Raw genomic sequence first — 21,619 nt, 5'->3', positions numbered from 1 at the left:
ATAAGAGAGAAGGCGGGAGGGTGACGATGAAAAGGGACATTCACGCCACAGTCAAGGATGAGCGGCTGATCTTAAAAAGAAGGAATGAAATGATCAAGGGTGCCGTAACTCTTTTTAAGGAGAAGGGTTTTCACCGTACAACCACTAGGGAAATAGCCAAGGCAGCCGGATTCAGCATCGGTACTCTCTATGAATATATAAGGACAAAGGAAGATGTGCTGTATCTCGTCTGCGACCATATTTATGAGGAGGTACGGGACCGCCTGCAGCAGGGGCTCGATACAAAGGTGGGAACCCTGGAATCGTTGAAGCTTGGCATCTATAACTTTTTCAAGGTGATGGATGACATGCAGGATGAGGTCCTGGTCATGTATCAGGAAGTCAAATCGCTGACGAAGGACGCACTGCCATATGTCCTTCAAAAGGAAATCGAAATGGTCGCCATGTTCGAAGAAATGGTCCATCACTGTGTGGAAAAAGGGGAACTCCGCCTGACGGAGCCAGAAGTCAAAATGATTGCCCACAATATTTTTGTCCAGGGCCAGATGTGGAGCTTCAGGAGATGGGCATTGAAAAAAATGTTCACACTTGAAGAGTATGTGGACCACCAGACAAATCTGCTTTTTCATGGATTGTGCAGAAGAGGGGAGAGATTGACGTAATGGAAGGGTATCAGCCAAAGAATCATATCAGATTCGTGACCGCATCAAGCTTATTTGACGGCCATGATGCTTCTATTAATATCATGAGGCGCATTCTGCAGGGAAGCGGCGCCGAGGTCATCCATCTTGGCCATAACCGTTCGGTGGAGGAAGTAGTGAACGCAGCCATCCAGGAGGATGTACAGGGCATTGCCATTTCATCATATCAGGGCGGCCATGTGGAATATTTTAAATATATGTATGATCTTTTGAAGGAAAGAGGTGCCTCCCACATACGAATTTACGGCGGCGGGGGCGGTGTTATCATTCCAAAGGAAATCAAGGAGCTCCATGATTATGGGATCGCATGGATTTTCTCCCCTGAGGACGGACGGAAGTATGGGCTCCAGGGCATGATCGATATCATGATCAAGGAATGCGATTTCGCTACAGCTTCCCCTGATCTTCTGGGACAGCTGGACCAGCTGAAAAAAGGCGATCATAAGACGATCGCCGGCTTTATCACGCTTGCTGAAAATCGAGTGAGCGTTAAGGATGAGGCGGCTGCAGCCGTAGAGAAGGTGCTCGATGAGGTAAAACAGCAGGGCGGAGATGTTCCGATCCTTGGAATCACCGGGACGGGCGGGGCCGGGAAGAGCTCGCTGACCGATGAATTGATCCGCAGGTTCTTGAATGAGATTCCGGATAAAAGGATTGCCATTCTCTCCATTGATCCTACCAAGCGGAAAACAGGCGGTGCGCTGCTGGGCGACCGGATCCGGATGAATGCCATCTTCAGCCCAAGGGTGTATATGCGGAGTCTCGCCACCAGGGAATCCGGAAGTGAGATTTCGCTTGCCTTGAAGGACGCCCTGAGTGTCGTGAAGGCAGGCGGCTTTGATTTGATCATTGTGGAGACGAGCGGAATCGGCCAGGGCGATGCCGGCATCACTGAGGTAACAGACCTTTCTATGTATGTGATGACAAGTGAATTTGGTGCTCCCTCACAGCTTGAAAAGATTGATATGATTGACTTTGCCGATTTGATCGTCATTAATAAATTTGAGCGGAAGGGCTCTGAGGATGCAAAACGCCAGGTTCAGAAGCAGTTCCAGAGAAGCCGGATGCTGTTTGATGAAGAGACGGGTGCAATGCCTGTTTACGGGACGATTGCAAGCCAGTTCAATGATCCGGGGACCAACGCCCTTTTCGCGGCACTGGTTGAGAAGATAAACGAAAAAGCCGGCCTTAACTGGACAACGAGCTTTTCAAAGGATGCAGATGTCGTAAAACAGAATGTTATCATTCCAAATGACCGCCGCTACTATCTGCGTGAAATTTCCGAAACAGTCAGAAATTATCATACGAAAGCAAAAAAACAGGAAGAAGCGGCCCGCAGGCTGTTCCAGCTTGAAGGTGCGGTCTCCGCTGTCCAGGAAAAGGAATTGCCGGCTGAGATTGTCTCATCCCTTGAAGCCCTGAAGGAGGAGGCTTATCAGTCACTTTCTGAGGAATCCAGGAACATCATCGGGGGCTGGGAGGCCTTCAAGGCGAAATATGCAGCAGACCGATTTGTCACTAAGATCCGGGATAAGGAAATCGTGACCACTCTTAAGGTGAAATCCCTTTCAGGTCTGGACATTCCGAAGGTGGCTCTGCCGCAGTTCAAGGATTACGGCGAGATCCTCCGCTGGGTATACCGCGAGAATGCCCCTGGATTCTTCCCATATACGGCCGGGGTGTTCCCTTTCAAAAGGGAAGGTGAGGACCCAAAGCGCCAGTTCGCCGGGGAAGGCTCGCCTGAGAGGACAAACCGCCGCTTCCATTATCTGTCCAAGGATGATGCTGCCAAGCGCCTGAGTACAGCCTTTGATTCGGTGACGCTTTACGGGGAGGATCCGGACTACCGGCCGGACATCTATGGAAAAGTGGGCGAGAGCGGCGTGAGCATCTGTACACTTGAAGACATGAAAAAGCTGTATGCCGGCTTTGACTTATGCCATCCGTCCACATCTGTATCCATGACCATCAATGGTCCGGCGCCGATAATCCTTGCGATGTACCTGAATACAGCCATTCAGCAGCAGCTGGAGAAGAAGGAAGCGGAGCTTGGCCGGGCGCTGACAGCCGAGGAGTATGGAATGGTGAGTGAAGCAACATTCCAGTCTGTCAGGGGAACAGTCCAGGCAGATATCCTGAAGGAAGACCAGGGGCAGAATACCTGCATTTTCTCGACAGAGTTTGCACTCCGACTTATGGGTGATGTTCAGGAATACTTCATTGATAAAAAGGTGAGGAACTATTATTCTGTCTCCATCTCCGGCTACCATATTGCTGAAGCCGGTGCCAACCCGATTTCCCAGCTGGCGTTTACCCTGGCCAACGGCTTTACCTATGTGGAATATTATTTGAGCCGCGGCATGAGCATCAATGACTTTGCACCCAATCTGTCATTCTTCTTCTCTAATGGACTCGATCCGGAGTATACCGTCCTCGGACGAGTGGCGAGACGAATCTGGGCTGCTGTAATGAGGGATAAATATGGTGCGAACGAGCGGAGCCAGAAGCTGAAGTATCATATCCAGACTTCGGGAAGGTCGCTTCATGCGCAGGAAATTGACTTCAACGATATCAGGACAACGCTGCAGGCTCTGATGGCACTCCAGGATAACTGCAACTCGCTTCATACAAATGCCTATGATGAAGCCATCACGACTCCGACCGAGGATTCCGTGCGAAGGGCGATGGCCATCCAGATGATCATCACCAAGGAGCATGGCTTGTCCAAGAATGAAAACCCGCTTCAGGGCTCGTTCATTATTGAAGAACTGACAGACCTTGTAGAGGAAGCGGTCCTCCAGGAGTTCGACCGGATCGATGACCGGGGAGGCGTGCTCGGAGCCATGGAAACACAGTATCAGCGCGGGAAAATCCAGGATGAGAGCATGTATTACGAAATGAAGAAACACTCCGGCGAACTGCCGATCATCGGGGTCAACACTTATCTGAATCCGAATCCTCCATCTGATGAGGATTTGAACAGCATGGAGCTTGCCCGGGCATCCGCGGAGGAAAAAGAACAGCAGATTAATAATCTGAAAAAATTCCAGCAGGAACACGCATCAGAAGCAGATGCGGCCCTGGCACGCCTGCAAAAGGCTGCCTACAGCGGCAGCAATATTTTCGCTGAGCTTATGGAGACTGTAAAATCAGCCAGCCTTGGCCAGATAACAAATGCTCTTTATGAAGTCGGCGGGCAGTACCGCAGAAATATGTAATAAAAAAATCCCTTCTGTCTGTTTAGCGGGCAGGAGGGATTTTTACATAAGGCTGTTTTCAGACATATTGCAGCTGCTATACATGGAAGAATGATTTCCGCTCCAGGAGCTCTCTGCCTGCGCGGATCGGTTAGTGAGCCTCCCCGCCTTCACCTGCGGGGTCTCACCTGACCCGCTGCTAAATTAGGGGCAAGTTCAAAGTGCTCCTCTTCAATCTCGAAAATTTCTACCCCCGGATGCAGCTGCCGGACCCTTCTGGCCAGGCTCTCGACACCAAAGATCTCTGTAAATGTATGGCTGCCGGCCAGGAGGTTGATGCTGGCAAATTTGGCATATTGCACCGTATAGAGAGTCGCTTCTCCGGTTATGTAAGTGTCGCAGCCTTCATCCAGCGCGAATTTGATGCGGTCAGTGGTATGGCCGGCCCCGGTCAATACACCAATCCTTTTTACTGGGCGGTCGTGGTGCTTCCAGGCACGCACCGGCTCATTCAACGCTGAATTCATCCGTTCTATCAGAGCTTGAAAGCTGACAGGATCCTTGAACTCAGCGATCCCCGGATCGTCGCCGTTTTTATAGGAGGAATATTTTAAGATAGAATCAGCCCCAAGGCGCGTCATAAGGGAGGTGCAGGTGCCGAAGTCTGCATAATCAAGGGGGCCGTGTATCCAGAAGTGGCTGATTCCATAGTCCTTCAGCTTCTTTACACATTCCTCCCTCAGTCCATAGATGAAGTCCCATGCATCATGATGGGTGATGATCAGGTCTGCGTTCTTTAGGGCTGCCTCCTCTATGACTTCCAGTGAGAGATTCGTGGAGTAGCCTGCCTTAAGGATGGGGCGGCCGGACTTGTATGTAAATCCATAGTCATCGTGGAATTCCTCCAGCAATTCTTTAGGGAATAAAGATGTGATTGTCTGTTCAAAATCGTTTATATTCATCATGGGCCCCCGCTTTCATTCCTGGTATTTTAACATAGTAATCCAAATGAAGGCTGCCGGGTACAGAATTTTTGTCTGTCATAGTCTGATTTCTAGAGAAATTGGGCATGATGGTAGTGCCTAATGAAATGAATATCCTTAATTTTTCCGATTTTGGGGTAATAAATTGGAAAAACAGGGGAAACTGCAACATTGAACTAGCATATTCCAATGTCTATTGTTTATAATGTTATATATGTCTAGCAATATTACATCGATCTCATAGCTGTCAAGCTTAGCATACATACGGTCATTCCTGGACTTTCTAATAAGTTTCAGGGATTATTGGTGCGTATTATAGAAAGGAAGTGCAGAGACTTTGAGTTTAAGTCAGTACTCAAAAGAAGAATTAAAGGAAATGTCTTTAATAGAACTTGCCTATGGTATCCTTGCAGGCAGGAAGGAACCAATTGCCTTTGCAGACCTTCTCGAGGAAGCCAAACGCCTCCAGGGAATATCTGATGAAGAGCTCAGAAGCAGGCTCGCTCAATTCTATACAGACCTGAATGCGGACGGGCGCTTCACGTCACGCGGTGAAAACCACTGGGGCCTGAAAGCATGGTATCCTGTCGATCAAATCGAAGACGAAGTTCTTCCGGCTGCCAAGCCTAAGAAGAAAAAGGCGAAGAAGGCCGAGGAAGAGGATATTGAAGACTTCGATGAAGTCGAAGACGAAGATCTGGATTATGATGAGCTTGATGATTTCGAGGAAGAAGAAGACCTCGTCGAAGATGATGACGATCTTCTGGATGACGACGATGACGATGACGACGATGATGCTGAAGAAGACATCGAAGAAGCACTTGAGGAAGGCGGATTCATCCTCGACGACGAAGAGACTGACCTTGATGAGGATGATGAGGACTCCGATGAGGAAGACTCGGATGAAGAAGACGACAATGTCTAAATATGAGTTAGTGCTTGACTTTTAATAGTGATATTTGTAGAATCATTTTTGGGCTCCTTAAAACAAAAAGGGCACAGAGAACGATTATACCGCTCCCTTACTTTACGTAAGCGGAGCGTTTTTATTTTTTCTGGAAAAAATCATAAGTTTTCTCGTTTGTGGCAAACTTTTTCAGAGAAAGTTATCATTTTTGGTTGAGCCATCCTAAAGTAAATCCAGTTAATGGACTTTATGCATAGCAGTATCAGGCAGGAACAGGGAATGCTCCGAGAGGAAGCGATTTGAAGGGGGAAGTAACAGATGACAAAGTATATTTTCGTAACAGGCGGGGTAGTTTCTTCTCTAGGCAAAGGAATTACAGCAGCGTCGCTTGGAAGACTCTTGAAAAACAGAGGCTTGAACGTAACCATCCAAAAGTTCGATCCTTACATCAATGTAGATCCGGGAACGATGAGCCCATACCAGCATGGTGAGGTCTTCGTGACCGACGACGGCGCAGAGACAGATCTTGACCTTGGCCACTATGAGCGTTTCATCGACATCAACCTGGGCAAGCACAGCAATGTAACGACCGGAAAAATCTACTCAACCGTTCTTAAAAAAGAGCGCCGCGGCGATTATCTTGGCGGTACTGTACAGGTTATCCCGCACATCACAAATGAAATCAAAGAACGCGTATTCCGCTCTGGCCGCGAGACCAATGCAGATGTGGTTATCACAGAAATCGGCGGTACCGTCGGGGATATCGAATCCCTTCCATTCCTTGAGGCAATCCGCCAGATCAAAAGCGATATCGGCCGCGACAATGTTATGTACATCCACTGTACACTGGTGCCATACATCAAGGCTGCCGGAGAAATGAAAACAAAGCCGACTCAGCACAGCGTAAAAGAACTGCGGAGCCTTGGCATCCAGCCTAATATCATCGTCGTGCGCACAGAGATGGAAATCTCCCAGGATATGAAGGATAAAATTGCCCTGTTCTGTGATATTGATACAAAGGCAGTAATCGAATGCCGCGATGCTGAAACGCTTTACTCTATTCCGCTCACGCTTCAGGAGCAGAACATGGACCAGATTGTATGCGACCATCTGAAACTGAAATGCGGCGAAGCAGAAATGACCGACTGGACAGCGCTCGTAGAAAGAGTGCAGAACCTGTCCAAAACGGCAAAGATTGCACTTGTCGGTAAATATGTTGAGCTTCAGGATGCTTATATCTCTGTTGTTGAAGCACTAAAGCATGCTGGCTACCAGTTCGATTCTGACATTGATATCAATTGGATCAATGCTGAGCATGTGACGAAGGAGAATGTCGGCGAGCTTCTTGATGGGGCGGACGGAATCCTCGTTCCTGGCGGATTTGGCGACCGTGGTGTGGAAGGGAAGATTTTTGCGATCGAATACGCCCGTGAGAACAAGAAGCCATTCTTCGGGATCTGCCTCGGCATGCAGCTTGCTTCCGTTGAATATGCACGCAATGTGCTGAAGCTTGAAGGAGCACATTCTTCTGAGCTGGATCCTGTTACAGATTATCCGATCATCGACCTTCTTCCGGAGCAGAAGGATATAGAAGATCTCGGCGGCACATTGAGGCTCGGCCTTTATCCTGCCAAGCTCGCGGAGGGCACGAAAGCCTATGAAGCCTATCAGGATGAAGTCATCTATGAGCGCCACCGGCACCGTTATGAGTTCAACAACCAATACCGCCAGGAAATGGAGAAGGCTGGCTTTATCTTTTCCGGTACCAGCCCTGACGGCCGTCTGATCGAAATAGTAGAACTTGCGGATCACCCTTGGTTCCTGGCATGCCAATTCCATCCGGAATTTACATCCAGACCAACACGTCCGCAGCCGCTCTTCCGCGACTTCATCGGCGCATCCCTGAAATTCAGCGAAAAACTATAATACGAAAAAAAGCTGAACCACCCGGTTCAGCTTTTTTCTTTAGGGGACTGTCCCCTATTTCCCTACTCGTTATACTCGCTGATGATTTCTTCGATATTAAATTTCAGGCCGTAGTAGGCGAACAGGGCTGCCATGAGCGAGGGACGGCCGTGCCGCCCGCCGTCGTCGCCGGGAAGCAGTGCGCGTGTGAGCTTGGTATCGATATGGATGTCGGCAAGGTCCGCGAGTTCATTCGGCTGATCCTTGTGGAGAGAGGAGACAGCGACAAAGGCGATGTCCCGCTTGCGGAGCTCCCGGCCGAGGGCAGCGGCTTCTTCGTCGTCTGCAGTGCGGGTGAACAGCAGGACGCGGTCGGCTGTGGTTATATCAGCGAGGCTGTCCGGCAGCGGCTTGGCAAATTCCAGCGGTTCAGAGCCGTAAAATGCCTCCGCCATCACTCCCTGCATCTCCATGAAACCGTGAAGATACAAAGAGCCCTCTCTGACAACCGCCTGGCATAGCAGCCTTGCACCGTCTTCAAGGGAAAACTCTTCCCCATCCATAATCCGGTTATAAACCCCAGTCAGCTGGGTAGAAAAAATCTTGAGCATGATAAAACTCCTCCTGCGTTAATATCTTCTCTCTTATATAACATATCCCGTTTCTTTTCGCACGAAAATGCCGCCTGGTTAAACGGTACATGCCACAAAATCAACAAAATATGCAGGAATTATGGAACTGCAGGGAGAAGTATTTTAGATATGCCAAAAACATGGACTGGTGTATAAACCAGATTCAAATATGATTTCTCTAATTAGAAAAGGGGTAAGAACAAAATGGGAAGAAGAGTATTGATAGTTGATGATCAATTTGGAATACGGATCCTGCTGAATGAAGTTCTCCAAAGGGAAGGCTATGAAACATTCCAGGCTGCAAACGGCCCGCAGGCCCTTGATATCGTCCAGAAATATCCGCCCGACCTTGTGCTGCTCGACATGAAAATCCCGGGGATGGACGGAATCGAGATCCTTAAACGGATGAAACAGATGGATCAGGACATCCGCATCATCATTATGACAGCCTACGGGGAGCTGGATATGATCCAGGAAGCAAGGGACCTCGGGGCGCTCACCCATTTTGCCAAACCGTTCGATATTGATGACATCCGCAAGGCAGTGAGGGAAAATATTTTAGTGTAAGCCCTCCCAATCGTCATAATTTTCGGTGAGTGTTCACAATTAAAGGAAATTCCTTAAATTTTGCAGGACTGGCGTGGGTAATTTGTTGCTCATTGCACTATCAATTGTTATGCTTAAAATGGTTTTTAAATCCTTCTGGTTTCTTTAACGTATAGGTCTCTATCATTAAAGGTAAAATTCTAGGAGGGAACTCTGCATTGGCAGTGTTAATCAGTTCTACTTACTTAAGGAGGAAACATAATGCCTTTAGTTTCTATGACAGAAATGCTGAATAAAGCCCTCGAGGGTAAATATGCAGTCGGCCAATATAACATCAACAACCTGGAATGGACTCAAGCCATCCTGGCCGCTGCAGAAGAAGAAAAATCACCGGTCATCCTTGGTGTGTCTGAAGGTGCTGCGCGTCATATGGGCGGCTTCTACACAACCGTAATGATGGTCAAGGGATTATTGCAGGATATGAAGATTACGGTTCCTGTAGCGATCCACCTTGATCACGGATCAAGCTACGAAAAATGTAAAGAAGCAATTGACGCCGGGTTTACCTCTGTTATGATCGATGCTTCACATCATCCGTTTGAGGAAAACATTGAAACTACTTCCAAAGTAGTGGAATATGCTCACTCAAAAGGAGTTTCTGTTGAGGCTGAGCTTGGAGTAGTCGGCGGTCAGGAAGACGATGTAGTTGCTGCGGGCGTCATCTACGCAGATCCAAAAGAATGTGCCGAGCTTGTTGAGCGCACTGGCGTTGACTGCCTGGCACCAGCACTTGGCTCCGTTCACGGTCCTTATAAAGGCGAACCAAACCTTGGCTTCAAGGAAATGGAAGAAGTCCGCAATTCAACCGGCATTCCGTTAGTTCTTCACGGAGGTACAGGTATTCCGACTAAGGATATCCAAAAATCCATTTCTCTTGGAACTTCTAAGATTAATGTTAATACGGAAAACCAGATTTCATTCACGAAGGCTGTCCGCGAAGTTCTTAACAAAGATCAGGAAGTCTATGACCCGCGTAAATTCATCGTGCCTGGCCGCGAAGCCATTAAAGCGACAGTTGCCGGCAAGATGCGTGAATTCGGATCAAGCAGCAAAGCATAATTTAGTGACAAATCGAAACCGCTCGGAGCAGTGGTTTCGGTTTTTCATATTACACCAAGGGGAAACAGCACACTTTCCCTTTTTATTTTTAATAGAAAGATATTGAAAATTCCGACAAAAAGCGAGGGGTACCTATGAAATTCTTTATCGATACCGCAAATCTTGACGAAATCCGCGAAGTACATGAGCTCGGCCTGCTGGCTGGAGTCACCACCAATCCATCCCTTGTCGCCAAGGAAAAAAATGTCTCTTTCCATGACCGCCTCAAAGAAATTACGGGCCTTGTAAAAGGTTCGGTAAGTGCCGAAGTCATCGCCCTGGATGCGGAAGGCATGCTGAAGGAAGCGGAAGAGCTGGCCGCCATTGCCCCTAATATTACGATAAAAGTACCCATGACCCCTGAAGGCTTAAAGGCTGTGCACAAACTGTCCCAGCAGGGAATCGAGACCAACGTAACGCTCATTTTCAATGCAAACCAGGCGCTGCTTGCAGCAAGGGCCGGAGCAACTTATGTTTCCCCTTTCTTAGGCAGGCTCGATGATATCGGGCAGGATGGCCTGCAGCTCATTTCAGATATCGCTGACATCCTCCATATCCATAGCCTGGATACGCAGATCATCGCCGCTTCCATCCGTCATCCGCTTCATGTGACGGAGGCTGCCCTGAGAGGTGCGCATATTGCGACCATTCCGTATAAAGTTTTGATGGGGCTATTCAAGCATCCCCTGACTGACAAGGGCATTGATGCGTTCCTCGCTGATTGGAATACCAGGGAAATTAAATAGAAAAGTTTCTGAAAGAAGGATTCTATCCTGAAGCAGGTGGTATAGGGAACGTGGCAGCAGGAAGTATTGGCACAAACGAACTATGGAAAAATATCTAAATTTGCTTACATGAAATAGGCATAATTGTGTAAACTAGACAGTATCGGATACTGACATCTTATGCATATAAGCCATGGAAATAAATTCCTTTGTTCAAAATCACATTCATACCACCGCTCAGGTTTAGAAGGGAGTATTATTATGGAAAAACTTAAAATCGCAGGCGGATATCCCCTTAAGGGATCAATCAGGGTCAGCGGTGCTAAAAACAGTGCCGTTGCGCTCATTCCAGCCACCATTTTAGCCAATTCACCTGTAACCCTTGAGGGACTTCCCGAGATATCTGATGTTGATATATTGCAAGGCCTGCTTGAGGAAATAGGGGGGACGGTTTCCTTTTCCGACAATGAAATGACAGTCGATCCCTCGAAAATGATCTCCATGCCGCTGCCAAACGGCCGTGTGAAAAAACTGCGGGCATCCTATTATCTTATGGGAGCCATGCTCGGCCGGTTCAAGAAGGCAGTCATCGGGCTTCCGGGCGGCTGCCACCTGGGCCCGAGACCAATCGATCAGCATATTAAAGGCTTCGAGGCCCTGGGAGCACAAATCACGAATGAGCAGGGAGCGATTTACCTCCGTGCCGATGAACTGAAGGGTGCCAAAATTTATCTGGATGTTGTCAGTGTCGGCGCAACGATCAATATCATGCTTGCTGCCGTGATGGCCAAAGGGCGGACAACCATTGAAAATGCAGCGAAAGAGCCTGAAATCATCGATGTCGCCACCCTTTTGACCAATATGGGCGCGCGCATCAAGGGTGCGGGGACAGATATCATCCGCATAGACGGAGTAGAGAGCCTGCACGGCTGCCGCCATACAATTATCCCCGATCGGATTGAAGCGGGAACTTTCATGATCCTGGCTGCCGCAGCCGGAAACGGGATCATTGTGGATAATGTTATTCCTCAGCATTTGGAATCGCTTACAGCGAAGCTTAGGGAAATGGGAGTGAATGTTGAGACAGGGGATGACCAGATATTCGTGTCACCTGGGGAATACCTGAAGGCCGTAGATATCAAAACGCTTGTTTATCCCGGGTTCCCGACCGACCTTCAGCAGCCTTTTACGGCATTCCTGACCAAAGCTTCCGGTTCGGCAGTTGTCACCGATACTATTTACGGAGCCCGGTTTAAACATATCGATGAGCTGAGACGCATGAGTGCCAATATTAAGGTAGAAGGCCGTTCAGCGATTGTCTCGGGGCCGGTTCAGCTGCATGGAGCGAAGGTGAAAGCGAGTGACCTGAGAGCAGGGGCAGCCCTGGTGATTGCCGGTCTGATGGCAGAAGGCATCACTGAAATTACTGGGCTTGAGCATATTGACCGGGGCTACAGCAACCTTGAGGAAAAACTGACCGGTCTTGGGGCAACGGTTTGGCGTGAAAAGCTTTCGGAAGAAGAGGCTGAACAGCTAAAGAGCTCATAATCCCTGTATATTCCGCTTAATGTGTTACATTTTTCTTTAATGTGTTATACAATATAACCAAAGAATCGCAGCACAGGGGGAATTGCAGTGGAAAGAAGTCTATCAATGGAATTGGTAAGAGTAACGGAGGCAGCCGCCTTGTCTTCTGCACGGTGGATGGGCCGGGGGAAGAAGGACGAAGCGGACGGTGCAGCAACCTCGGCGATGCGCGATGTTTTTGACACGGTCCCGATGAAGGGTATCGTAGTGATCGGTGAAGGGGAAATGGACGAGGCACCCATGCTGTATATCGGGGAAAAGCTCGGCACAGGCTATGGCCCGCGCGTGGATGTAGCTGTCGATCCACTTGAGGGCACCAATATCGTTGCATCAGGCGGCTGGAATGCACTCGCAGTCCTGGCGGTAGCTGATCACGGCAATCTTCTCCATGCACCTGATATGTATATGGATAAAATCGCAGTCGGTCCAGAAGCCGTCGGCCAGGTGGACATCAACGCATCTGTCCTTGACAACCTGAAGGCAGTTGCCCGGGCCAAGAACAAGGACATTGAAGATGTCGTGGCGACTGTCCTGAACCGGGAACGCCACCAGGACATCATCCGCCAGCTCCGTGAAGCGGGAGCCCGGATTAAGCTGATCAATGACGGAGATGTTGCAGGAGCCATCAATACGGCCTTTGACACAACCGGAGTGGATATATTATTCGGATCCGGCGGTGCGCCTGAAGGGGTACTGGCGGCGGTTGCTTTAAAATGTTTAGGCGGCGAAATTCAGGGTAAATTACTACCGCAGAATGAAAGCGAAAATGCCAGGTGTTTGAAAATGGGGTTAGATGTCAATAAAATACTAAGAATGGAAGATCTCGTCAGAGGCGAAGATGCCATTTTTGCCGCGACCGGCGTTACAGACGGAGAACTTCTCCGGGGTGTTCAGTATAAAGGCTTCTATGGAGAAACTCACTCATTGGTCATGAGGGCTAAATCAGGCACAGTCCGCTTCATAGACGGACGCCACAGCCTGAACAAAAAACCGAATCTTGTCATGAAATAACGATATAAATGAACAAAAGCGGGCGGCTTCGCTCGCTTACTTGATTTATAAGAAGACAGCAGGATTCACACCTGACCCGCCAAAGACCCGCAGCCAGTTATCCTCTGATCCTTAAGCTAAAGCCCCTCCAGCTCTCTTGATTAGGAACGGCAGCTGTATTTTTATAGTTGAATAATTTAATTAAAAAAAGTAAAATAAAGTTTGCTTTGAATCCGTAATACAAAAATTTCTTCAAACTTACTCCAAGTCAAAGAACTCTCCTATATTTTCTTTCCTGGTGTTAGCTAATTTAAAAAGAGTGGTGTCGTAATGAACTTAACAATTTCAAGTCTAGAAACAATGAAGCTGAAAGAGCTTTATGAATTAGCGCGTGAATTTAAGGTTTCTTATTATAGCAAGCTTTCAAAGAAAGAGCTGATTTTTGCTATATTGAAAGCAAGGGCAGAGCAGGACGGGCTCCTGTTCATGGAAGGCGTCCTTGAAATCATCCCGTCTGAGGGCTTTGGCTTCCTGCGCCCGATCAATTATTCATCGAGCTCAGAGGATATTTATATATCAGCATCGCAGATCCGCCGGTTTGACCTGCGGAATGGGGACAAGGTATCAGGCAAGGTCCGCCCTCCTAAGGAAAACGAGAGATATTACGGCCTCCTGCATGTAGAAGCCGTGAATGGCGATGATCCGGAATCAGCCAAGGAACGCGTGCATTTTCCGGGTCTGACCCCATTATATCCAGACCGCCAGATGCTGCTTGAAACAACGCAGAAGAACCTGTCCACGAGAATCATGGACTTAATTGCCCCTGTCGGATTTGGACAGCGCGGTTTGATTGTCGCTCCGCCGAAGGCAGGGAAGACGATCCTTCTGAAGGAAATCGCCAATGCCATCACGATCAATCATCCGGAAGCGGAATTGATCGTTCTCCTGATCGATGAACGGCCGGAGGAAGTGACGGATATCGAGCGCTCTGTTGCCGGTGATGTGGTCAGCTCGACCTTCGACCAGGTACCGGAAAATCATATTAAGGTTGCTGAACTGGTACTCGAACGCGCCATGCGTCTTGTTGAACACAAGCGGGATGTTATCATCCTGATGGACAGCATCACCCGTCTGGCGCGTGCCTACAACCTTGTCATCCCTCCAAGCGGAAGGACGCTTTCAGGCGGAATTGATCCTGCAGCCTTCCACCGGCCGAAGCGTTTCTTTGGGGCAGCCAGGAACATTGAAGAGGGCGGAAGCTTGACGATTCTCGCGACTGCACTAGTCGATACAGGTTCACGCATGGATGATGTGATCTATGAAGAATTTAAAGGTACCGGAAATCTTGAGCTTCATTTAGACCGTTCCCTTGCCGAAAGAAGGATCTTCCCTGCCATCGATATCCGCCGTTCCGGCACACGGAAAGAAGAACTTCTTATTCCAAAGAACCATCTCGACAAATTGTGGGCAATCCGCAAGTCAATGTCAGATTCCCCCGACTTCGCCGAACGCTTCCTGCGCAAGTTGAAGACTACCAAAAGCAACGAAGATTTCTTCGCGATGCTGGAAGAAGAAATCAAGAAAAACCAGAATGGAAACTCAAAACGCACCTTGTAAATTTATAGCAGACCCTTGCATATTTGATATAAACTTGCTATAATAAAATTAATGTGATTAATCATATATGCGGCAGTAACACAGTCGCATTTGAAGTTATAACTCTGTTTCAGATGACTCAGGGCGGAAGGAGATGAAAAGAATGAAAACTGGAATTCATCCAAATTACAACAAAATCACTGTAACTTGTGCTTGTGGTAACACTTTTGAAACTGGTTCTGTTAAAAATGATATCCGCGTAGAAACTTGTTCCGAGTGTCACCCGTTCTACACTGGACGTCAAAAATTCGCTGAAGCTGGCGGACGTGTTGACCGTTTCAACAAAAAATACGGAATTAAGTAATTTAGAATATTTGAAAACAGGCAAGAACTTACTCTTGCCTGTTTTTTTAAGGCTTGATTTACATATATTCTCCGGTTTTGCCCCTTTTAGGCGGACCAGGTGAATAGATTCCTGTTCCGCCGGATGGCGGTTTTTCATTTTTACCCCCTTTGTCTGTGATTTACTGGCGGTTTAGGGAAACATAGTATAGACTCCAATGGACGATTAAGATTTCTTTTTAATATAGAAGCAAAGTGTGAAGGGAGAGCCCATTTGATGTACGTTATGAAACAAACTGGCTGGATGGAAATAATTTGCGGAAGCATGTTCTCTGGGAAATCCGAGGAATTAATCAGGAGAGTGCGGCGCGCGCAGTTTGCCAAACAGAAGATCATAGTATTCAAGCCGGCCATCGATAACCGGTATAGTGAAGAATCTGTCGTATCTCACAATGGCTCTTCTTTCACAGCTGTACCCATCTCCAAATCTACCGATATTTTTAAAGTGATCGATCCGGACCTCGACGTTATTGCCATCGATGAAGTTCAGTTTTTTGACGGAGAAATTGTTGCAGTAGCCCAGCACCTTGCTGACAGCGGCTTCCGCGTCATCCTCGCCGGACTTGATCAGGACTTCAAAGGCGAGCCGTTCGGGCCGGTACCGGCTCTGCTGTCTCTTGCTGAATCTGTCACAAAGCTGCAGGCGGTCTGTGCCGTCTGCGGTTCGCCTGCCAGCCGGACACAGCGCCTTATCGACGGAAGGCCTGCTTCCTACCATGATCCAGTTATCCTCGTAGGTGCTTCGGAAGCCTACGAGCCGCGCTGCCGCCATCATCATGAAGTGCCCGGCCGGGAGGAACCACTTAAAGAAAAGACAGACTCAATTACAAAAATATAAGCTATTATATGAGGGACCGAATCTATATGGATTCGGCCTTTTTTATTTTGGCCGGTAATATGGAACTTAGTTCGAATAGGGGGCTCCCGCTTCCCTGTCCGTTTTTCATATTAATTCTTCCTCTTTTTGGAAATAATGCTAACAGGAGGGAGCGCCATGAGAAAAGAAAAAAACCGTACACGAACCGGCGGCCTGCGGCATGAGATTGAAGCGATCCGAATGTGTGCAGATTCTGAAGACCTCTGCACGATACTTCCATTCAAAAAAAAGCCTGGTGTGGCTGATAAGATCAAGATGCTGCTGGGTGAGGCTGGCTCCTATACACCCGGTCCCATATTCATGAAAGACCAGAAGATCTGGGTCACCTGCTATATCAGCCCCGGGCAGTTCAAAATGGACGAGAGGGAGCTGCATGTGCAGAAATTGACGGAGAAACTGACCAGGAAGCTTGCCAATTATGAATTCACTGTCCGGCTTATCGAGCGGTAGCACGCCGAATCCTTTTGACGTGTTTTCTATCCGTATATATAATGGAAGATGGAAATCTTTATTATTATAAATCGGCCCTGAATGGGCCTTTTGGATAAACTGAGGTGAATATCGTGATAGATCGTTTGCAGGCAGTAGAAGACCGATATGAAAAATTGAATGAATTGCTGAGTGATCCCGCTATCATAAATGATGCCAACAAATTGAGAGAGTACTCCAAGGAGCAGGCAGGCATCCAGGAAACGGTGGCCGCCTATCGCGAGTACAAATCCGCAAGAGAGCAGTATCAGGATGCCAGGGAGATGCTTGAGGACAAGCTTGACGCCGAGATGCGCGAGATGGTGAAAGAAGAAATGGGCGAGCTTGAGGAGCAGCTGGAGGAGCTTGAAGCAAGGCTGAAGCTGCTGCTTATTCCAAAGGATCCTAATGATGACAAAAACGTTATCATGGAAATCCGGGGAGCTGCCGGAGGTGACGAGGCTGCGCTGTTCGCTGGTACTCTTTACCGCATGTACAGCCGTTATGCGGAGACGCAGGGGTGGAAAACAGATGTAATTGAAGCAAGCCCGACTGGCCTTGGCGGCTATAAGGAGATCATTTTCATGATTAACGGAAATGGCGCTTATTCCAAGCTTAAATTTGAAAATGGCGCCCACCGGGTCCAGCGTGTGCCGGAAACCGAATCAGGCGGAAGGATTCATACTTCCACGGCTACAGTTGCTGTACTGCCGGAAGCTGAAGAGGTGGAAGTCGAAATCCATGAGAAGGACATCCGTGTGGATACCTTTGCCTCAAGCGGGCCAGGCGGACAGAGTGTAAATACCACCATGTCGGCCGTGCGCCTGACGCATCTTCCTACAGGCACTGTGGTATCCTGTCAGGATGAGAAGTCACAGATCAAAAACAAAGAAAAAGCAATGAAGGTGCTCCGTGCCCGTGTGTATGATAAATTCCAGCAGGAAGCACAGGCTGAATATGATCAGAACCGTAAAGCGGCAGTCGGTACAGGGGACCGCTCCGAACGGATCAGGACCTACAACTTCCCGCAGAACCGGGTGACAGATCACCGGATTGGCTTGACCATCCAAAAGCTTGATCAGATTGTCGAAGGGAAATTGGATGAAATTTTTGATGCGCTAATCCTTGAAGATCAGTCCAAACGTATGCAGAATGAAGAAGAATGAAAGCTTCGATAAAGTATATGAAGCCCTTAGCTGGGCTTCTTCTTTTTTAACGGGCCATGGACGCGATGCCAACGCAGGTGAACTCCTGCTGCAGCATGTGTTGGGAATGGAGCGCAGCCGTCTTTTGGGTAGCCTCCATGAGGAGATTGCCCCTGAGTTGAAGGATGCCTTCAGGGAGGCCTGTCTCCGTCATGCCGGGGGAGTTCCGGTTCAATATATTATGGGCTATGAGGACTTTTATGGACGCCGTTTTAAGGTGAATGGGGAAGTGCTGATCCCGAGGCCTGAAACAGAGGAGCTCGTATATCATGCGTTGAATGGAATTCGGGCATTTTTTCCAGGACAGGAGGGCGTCCGCCTTGCTGATATCGGGACGGGCAGCGGTGCTATTGCCATCACAATGAAGCTTGAGGAGCCTGGACTTGAGGTATCTGCCTCTGATATTGCCCCCGAATCGCTCCAGGTAGCGACAGCCAATGCGAAGGAGCTTGGGGCCGCGGTCGATTTCCGGCAGGGCGACATGCTTCTGCCCTTTATTGATTCAGGGGTGAAGCTGGATGTGATGCTTTCCAATCCTCCTTATATTCCTGCCGGCGATAAGAAGAGCATGTCAATCGTCGTCACAGAGAACGAGCCGCACCGGGCCCTGTTCGCCGGCGAGGACGGACTCGGCTTCTACAGGAGATTCATGGAACAGCTGCCGCTCGTCCTGAAGCCTAAAGCCATGATCGGATTTGAAATAGGCGCGGAACAGGGCCAGGCCGTTAAAAACCTCCTGGATCAAACCTTCCCGTACAGCCAAACACACATCCTGAAGGATATTAACGGCCGGGACCGAATGGTCTTCGCCTATCTGGGAAATGGGGACTGACCCTCATTTCCCCTTGTTATATCAACGGGAAATAGGGGACTGTCCCCTATTTCCCGTTTTTTTTATTTTACTAGTTTAAGATAGTGGGATGCTGGAGAGACTGGTTGTTGTAGGGGAGGAATGGGGAATGAAACAGTTGAGGATGCATATGGCATTAATATATTTGTTGCTGCTGGTTACGGGCACTGTGCTCAGTTTATATATGCCGAAGGCGGAGAATGCAGGGGCGGAGGAGCCGGTGGTGATTCCGCATGATGCGATCAGGCTCCGAATCCTGGCAAACAGCGATATGCCGGCAGATCAGGACCTTAAGCGGCTGGTGAGAGATGAAGTGAATAAGGAAATCACGAAATGGGTGAAGGATTTAACTTCAAAGGAAGAAGCGAGGAAGGTTATATCAGGCAATCAGGATAAGATTCAAAGAATTGCCGAGAGAGTCGTTAAGCAGCAGGGCGAAGATCAGGCAGTGAAGGTGAAGTTCGGGAAAGCTGAATTTCCTACTAAATTATATGGCAATTATTTATACCAGGCAGGAACATATGAAGCGATCGTGATTACACTCGGTGCAGGCTCAGGGGCAAACTGGTGGTGCGTCCTGTTCCCGCCGCTCTGCTTCCTGGATTTTTCAAATGGGACGGCTGTCAGCCAGAGCCCGGTGGAGGAAGGGAACACGATTAAAGCCCAGGAAGCTCCATCCCAGGCTGCAGAAGGAAAAACCGAAGAGGTACAGATTGAATCCAGGCGGGAGGAAGCTGAATCTGTATACACAAAAGGGGGAAGTGTTAATGAATCCAGTCCGGAAGGAGAAAGCGGGGCTCCTGCTGTTGAATCAGGATCAGCCCTCCAGGGGGCGGATCCGAAAGCAGAAGAACCAGTCCAATCGGAAAAAGCTCCTGTGTACACTGTCGAAGATGAAGAGCCGGTCAAGGTCAAATTCTTTTTAGTAGAATTATTTTCGGATATATTCAGCTGATAAGCGCTGCTCCAAAGGTCTATGGAGCGGCTCTTTTGACTCCGGGTTCTAGCAATCTCTCCTTCTGCATATTCATAGAGTAAAAAAGAGAGAAGGATTGCTATGATCAGGAAGGCAGAATTGAAAGATATTCAATTAATCGAAGAATTCCTGCGGGAAGCGGGGTTGAATAAGGATGGAGTGAGAGAGCATATTGCAGACTTCCTGCTGGCAGAAACGGAGGAAGGAAAAATTGCGGCTGTTATCGGTTATGAATCTCTGGGGAAAGCAGGCCTGCTTCGCTCACTTGCCTTTTCTCCCGCATTCCATCCAAGGAACCTTCCTGCCCTGCTTGAGCAGGTGTGTATTCTTACAAAAGATAAAGGACTGACCGCCCTATATCTTGGGACATCTTCAGGTTCTTCGGTGTCTCTCTTTCAGGCGCTTGGTTTTGAAAAGATTCTAAAAGAGCAGGCAAAAGAGGAATTGAGTGCTTTTAATCATGGAAAATACCTCATGGGGATAACCTCCTGTGAATTTTTCCAAAAAAGGCTATAGTTTTAAACATATCCACATTGTTACCCACAATTTTCAATAAGTTATGCACATTTTGTGGATAAGACTTGTGCCGCCTCTTAATTTCTTTTATACTTTCAAAGTATATTTCAGATTCAAACTAGGAAAAAAGGGCTATATTGCTGATAAGAACAGCTCTTATCCACATAGATAGAAAGTACAGAAATGAAGGTGCAGAATTTGCAGACAAAATACTGGATAGTGGATAACCTTGTGGACAACTTGAAAAGTTATTCACAGCTTGAAGAGGCGGCAGCTTATCTGCGGGATAACGAGGCGGTCGCTTTCCCGACGGAAACGGTTTATGGCCTTGGAGCAAATGCCACAAATGATGCTGCGGTAAGGAAAATATATGAAGCAAAGGGACGTCCTTCAGACAATCCCCTGATTGTTCATATCGCATCGAAAAGCCAGCTGGATGACATCGCCGAGAGCGTGCCGGAGAAGGCCGCACAGCTTATGGATGCCTTCTGGCCGGGACCGCTCACGCTTATTTTACAAGAAAAGCAGGGGGCGCTCTCCACACTGGTAACGGCAGGGCTTGATACGGTAGCAATAAGAATGCCTGCTCATCCGGTGGCCCTTGCCGTCATCGAAAAAAGCGGCCTTCCGATTGCGGCACCAAGCGCCAATACAAGCGGCAAACCAAGCCCGACAACAGCACTGCATGTGTTCGGGGACCTGAACGGAAAAATCGCCGGAATCGTGGACGGCGGGGCAGCCGGAGTCGGCGTGGAGTCGACGGTGCTCGACTGCACAGGGGATGTGCCGGTCATCCTGCGGCCGGGCGGCATTACCCGGGAACAGCTGGAAGCGGTAATTGGCAGTGTGAGGAGCGATGTCTCTCTTTCTGATCCTAATGAAGCACCCAGGTCGCCGGGAATGAAATACAAGCATTATGCGCCGCAGGCCGAGCTTACGCTGGTAAATGGCAGCCCGGAATTCCTGCAGAGCCTGGTCGATGAAAAACGGGCGGAAGGCTTTAAGGTGGGAGTCCTGACGACAGAAGAGAATACAGACTTTTACAGGGCGGATGAAGTCCTCGCAGCCGGCAGCAGGAGCGATCTGGGCTCTGTAGCTTCCGGGCTGTATGGGGCGCTGCGCCGCTTCGATGAACTGGATGTCCAAATCATCTTCGGAGAAACCTACCCGGTTGAAGGGATGGGGCAGGCCGTCATGAACCGTCTTACAAAAGCGGCCGGACATAGAATGATCAGTGAGTGAATGGGCAGGGGACTTTGGTTCCCTGCTTTTTTCGATGGAAAAGGGCTGTACATAACAAGAGACTTCTTGATAAGAGTGTGTGAACATAATATATCTTTCTGGCACGCTGAACCTTGCTCCGATCAATATTCAAGCCTAAATTGACTTCCGATTCCT

At 48.6% G+C, this 21,619-nt stretch carries 20 protein-coding genes; 18 read left to right on the top strand and 2 right to left on the bottom strand.

The genetic code is table 11. The features are described from left to right. Positions 1 to 26: 26 nt before the first annotated feature. Both V1501_RS20530 and icmF read left to right on the top strand, forming a co-directional pair. Positions 27 to 662, top strand: coding sequence for a TetR/AcrR family transcriptional regulator (locus V1501_RS20530; RefSeq protein ID WP_409290719.1), 636 nt, complete (start codon positions 27 to 29; stop codon positions 660 to 662). Beyond that, a complete protein-coding gene (gene icmF, locus V1501_RS20525; protein WP_409290718.1) occupies positions 662 to 3,919 on the top strand; it encodes a fused isobutyryl-CoA mutase/GTPase IcmF in 3,258 nt (1,085 codons plus the stop codon). Before V1501_RS20530 ends, icmF begins: the two co-directional genes overlap by 1 nt. 149 nt (positions 3,920 to 4,068) lie before the next feature. On the opposite strand, the gene V1501_RS20520 is transcribed toward icmF, so the two are convergent. Further along, the gene (locus tag V1501_RS20520; RefSeq protein ID WP_409293483.1) at positions 4,069 to 4,860 is read right to left on the bottom strand and encodes a Nif3-like dinuclear metal center hexameric protein; all 792 of its coding nucleotides are present in this window, start codon (positions 4,858 to 4,860) and stop codon (positions 4,069 to 4,071) included. 358 nt (positions 4,861 to 5,218) lie between these two features. Here V1501_RS20520 and rpoE point away from each other — a divergent pair, with 358 nt between their 5' ends. Next, positions 5,219 to 5,806 carry a DNA-directed RNA polymerase subunit delta gene (gene rpoE / locus V1501_RS20515; RefSeq protein ID WP_409290717.1) on the top strand — a complete coding sequence of 196 codons (588 nt, stop codon included), beginning with the start codon at positions 5,219 to 5,221 and terminating at the stop codon, positions 5,804 to 5,806. 300 nt (positions 5,807 to 6,106) lie between these two features. Next, a complete protein-coding gene (locus tag V1501_RS20510; protein WP_409290716.1) occupies positions 6,107 to 7,714 on the top strand; it encodes a CTP synthase in 1,608 nt (535 codons plus the stop codon). Positions 7,715 to 7,776: 62 nt separating this feature from the next. Here the strand turns inward: V1501_RS20510 and V1501_RS20505 are convergent, their stop codons facing one another. After that, positions 7,777 to 8,304 carry a DUF2529 domain-containing protein gene (locus V1501_RS20505; protein WP_409290715.1) on the bottom strand — a complete coding sequence of 176 codons (528 nt, stop codon included), beginning with the start codon at positions 8,302 to 8,304 and terminating at the stop codon, positions 7,777 to 7,779. Positions 8,305 to 8,529: 225 nt separating this feature from the next. Between V1501_RS20505 and V1501_RS20500 the strand changes: the two genes are divergently transcribed. The 14 genes from V1501_RS20500 (at position 8,530) to V1501_RS20435 (ending at position 21,463) form a co-directional block, all read left to right on the top strand. Beyond that, a complete protein-coding gene (locus V1501_RS20500) occupies positions 8,530 to 8,892 on the top strand; it encodes a response regulator (RefSeq protein WP_409290714.1) in 363 nt (120 codons plus the stop codon). Between the two features lie 240 nt (positions 8,893 to 9,132). Further along, a complete protein-coding gene (locus V1501_RS20495) occupies positions 9,133 to 9,990 on the top strand; it encodes a class II fructose-bisphosphate aldolase (protein WP_409290713.1) in 858 nt (285 codons plus the stop codon). Positions 9,991 to 10,124: 134 nt separating this feature from the next. Next, positions 10,125 to 10,775 carry a fructose-6-phosphate aldolase gene (fsa, locus tag V1501_RS20490; RefSeq protein ID WP_409290712.1) on the top strand — a complete coding sequence of 217 codons (651 nt, stop codon included), beginning with the start codon at positions 10,125 to 10,127 and terminating at the stop codon, positions 10,773 to 10,775. 240 nt (positions 10,776 to 11,015) lie between these two features. Beyond that, positions 11,016 to 12,302 (top strand): UDP-N-acetylglucosamine 1-carboxyvinyltransferase, encoded by a 1,287-nt coding sequence (locus V1501_RS20485; RefSeq protein WP_409290711.1) that lies wholly within the window; start codon positions 11,016 to 11,018, stop codon positions 12,300 to 12,302. Positions 12,303 to 12,389: 87 nt separating this feature from the next. Beyond that, positions 12,390 to 13,352 carry a class II fructose-bisphosphatase gene (glpX, locus tag V1501_RS20480; RefSeq protein ID WP_409290710.1) on the top strand — a complete coding sequence of 321 codons (963 nt, stop codon included), beginning with the start codon at positions 12,390 to 12,392 and terminating at the stop codon, positions 13,350 to 13,352. A gap of 309 nt (positions 13,353 to 13,661) precedes the next feature. After that, positions 13,662 to 14,948: a transcription termination factor Rho gene (gene rho / locus V1501_RS20475; RefSeq protein WP_409290709.1), complete on the top strand. Its 1,287-nt coding sequence runs from the start codon at positions 13,662 to 13,664 to the stop codon at positions 14,946 to 14,948. Between the two features lie 142 nt (positions 14,949 to 15,090). Next, positions 15,091 to 15,291 carry a 50S ribosomal protein L31 gene (rpmE, locus tag V1501_RS20470; RefSeq protein ID WP_101639729.1) on the top strand — a complete coding sequence of 67 codons (201 nt, stop codon included), beginning with the start codon at positions 15,091 to 15,093 and terminating at the stop codon, positions 15,289 to 15,291. 255 nt (positions 15,292 to 15,546) lie between these two features. Continuing rightward, entirely contained in the window at positions 15,547 to 16,167 is a 621-nt protein-coding gene (locus V1501_RS20465; RefSeq protein ID WP_409293481.1) for a thymidine kinase, read from the top strand. A gap of 156 nt (positions 16,168 to 16,323) precedes the next feature. Then, positions 16,324 to 16,656: a hypothetical protein gene (locus V1501_RS20460; RefSeq protein ID WP_409290708.1), complete on the top strand. Its 333-nt coding sequence runs from the start codon at positions 16,324 to 16,326 to the stop codon at positions 16,654 to 16,656. 113 nt (positions 16,657 to 16,769) lie between these two features. Further along, positions 16,770 to 17,840: a peptide chain release factor 1 gene (prfA, locus tag V1501_RS20455; RefSeq protein WP_409290707.1), complete on the top strand. Its 1,071-nt coding sequence runs from the start codon at positions 16,770 to 16,772 to the stop codon at positions 17,838 to 17,840. Next, positions 17,827 to 18,711: a peptide chain release factor N(5)-glutamine methyltransferase gene (prmC, locus tag V1501_RS20450; protein WP_409290706.1), complete on the top strand. Its 885-nt coding sequence runs from the start codon at positions 17,827 to 17,829 to the stop codon at positions 18,709 to 18,711. The genes prfA and prmC overlap by 14 nt, the downstream gene beginning before the upstream one ends. 127 nt (positions 18,712 to 18,838) lie before the next feature. Continuing rightward, positions 18,839 to 19,684 carry a stage II sporulation protein R gene (spoIIR, locus tag V1501_RS20445; protein ID WP_409290705.1) on the top strand — a complete coding sequence of 282 codons (846 nt, stop codon included), beginning with the start codon at positions 18,839 to 18,841 and terminating at the stop codon, positions 19,682 to 19,684. Positions 19,685 to 19,786: 102 nt separating this feature from the next. Continuing rightward, positions 19,787 to 20,221 carry a GNAT family N-acetyltransferase gene (locus V1501_RS20440; RefSeq protein ID WP_409290704.1) on the top strand — a complete coding sequence of 145 codons (435 nt, stop codon included), beginning with the start codon at positions 19,787 to 19,789 and terminating at the stop codon, positions 20,219 to 20,221. A gap of 198 nt (positions 20,222 to 20,419) precedes the next feature. Beyond that, positions 20,420 to 21,463 (top strand): L-threonylcarbamoyladenylate synthase, encoded by a 1,044-nt coding sequence (locus V1501_RS20435; protein ID WP_409293479.1) that lies wholly within the window; start codon positions 20,420 to 20,422, stop codon positions 21,461 to 21,463. The last annotated feature ends 156 nt before the right edge of the window (positions 21,464 to 21,619 follow it).

This window comes from Paraperibacillus esterisolvens (assembly GCF_046237625.1).
Taxonomy (GTDB): domain Bacteria; phylum Bacillota; class Bacilli; order Bacillales; family DSM-1321; genus Paraperibacillus; species Paraperibacillus esterisolvens.
The sequence above is the reverse complement of the archived record's forward strand: the minus strand, read 5'-3'. Positions and strand labels throughout refer to the sequence as shown.

Coding starts and splice junctions, on each gene's coding strand:
- V1501_RS20530 (WP_409290719.1), top strand. CDS start 27: ATGAAAAGGGACATTCACGCCACAGTCAAGGATGAGCGGCTGATCTTA.
- icmF (WP_409290718.1), top strand. CDS start 662: ATGGAAGGGTATCAGCCAAAGAATCATATCAGATTCGTGACCGCATCA.
- V1501_RS20520 (WP_409293483.1), bottom strand. CDS start 4,860: ATGAATATAAACGATTTTGAACAGACAATCACATCTTTATTCCCTAAA.
- V1501_RS20510 (WP_409290716.1), top strand. CDS start 6,107: ATGACAAAGTATATTTTCGTAACAGGCGGGGTAGTTTCTTCTCTAGGC.
- V1501_RS20505 (WP_409290715.1), bottom strand. CDS start 8,304: ATGCTCAAGATTTTTTCTACCCAGCTGACTGGGGTTTATAACCGGATT.
- V1501_RS20500 (WP_409290714.1), top strand. CDS start 8,530: ATGGGAAGAAGAGTATTGATAGTTGATGATCAATTTGGAATACGGATC.
- V1501_RS20495 (WP_409290713.1), top strand. CDS start 9,133: ATGCCTTTAGTTTCTATGACAGAAATGCTGAATAAAGCCCTCGAGGGT.
- fsa (WP_409290712.1), top strand. CDS start 10,125: ATGAAATTCTTTATCGATACCGCAAATCTTGACGAAATCCGCGAAGTA.
- V1501_RS20485 (WP_409290711.1), top strand. CDS start 11,016: ATGGAAAAACTTAAAATCGCAGGCGGATATCCCCTTAAGGGATCAATC.
- rho (WP_409290709.1), top strand. CDS start 13,662: ATGAACTTAACAATTTCAAGTCTAGAAACAATGAAGCTGAAAGAGCTT.
- rpmE (WP_101639729.1), top strand. CDS start 15,091: ATGAAAACTGGAATTCATCCAAATTACAACAAAATCACTGTAACTTGT.
- V1501_RS20465 (WP_409293481.1), top strand. CDS start 15,547: ATGTACGTTATGAAACAAACTGGCTGGATGGAAATAATTTGCGGAAGC.
- V1501_RS20460 (WP_409290708.1), top strand. CDS start 16,324: ATGAGAAAAGAAAAAAACCGTACACGAACCGGCGGCCTGCGGCATGAG.
- prmC (WP_409290706.1), top strand. CDS start 17,827: ATGAAGAAGAATGAAAGCTTCGATAAAGTATATGAAGCCCTTAGCTGG.
- spoIIR (WP_409290705.1), top strand. CDS start 18,839: ATGAAACAGTTGAGGATGCATATGGCATTAATATATTTGTTGCTGCTG.
- V1501_RS20440 (WP_409290704.1), top strand. CDS start 19,787: ATGATCAGGAAGGCAGAATTGAAAGATATTCAATTAATCGAAGAATTC.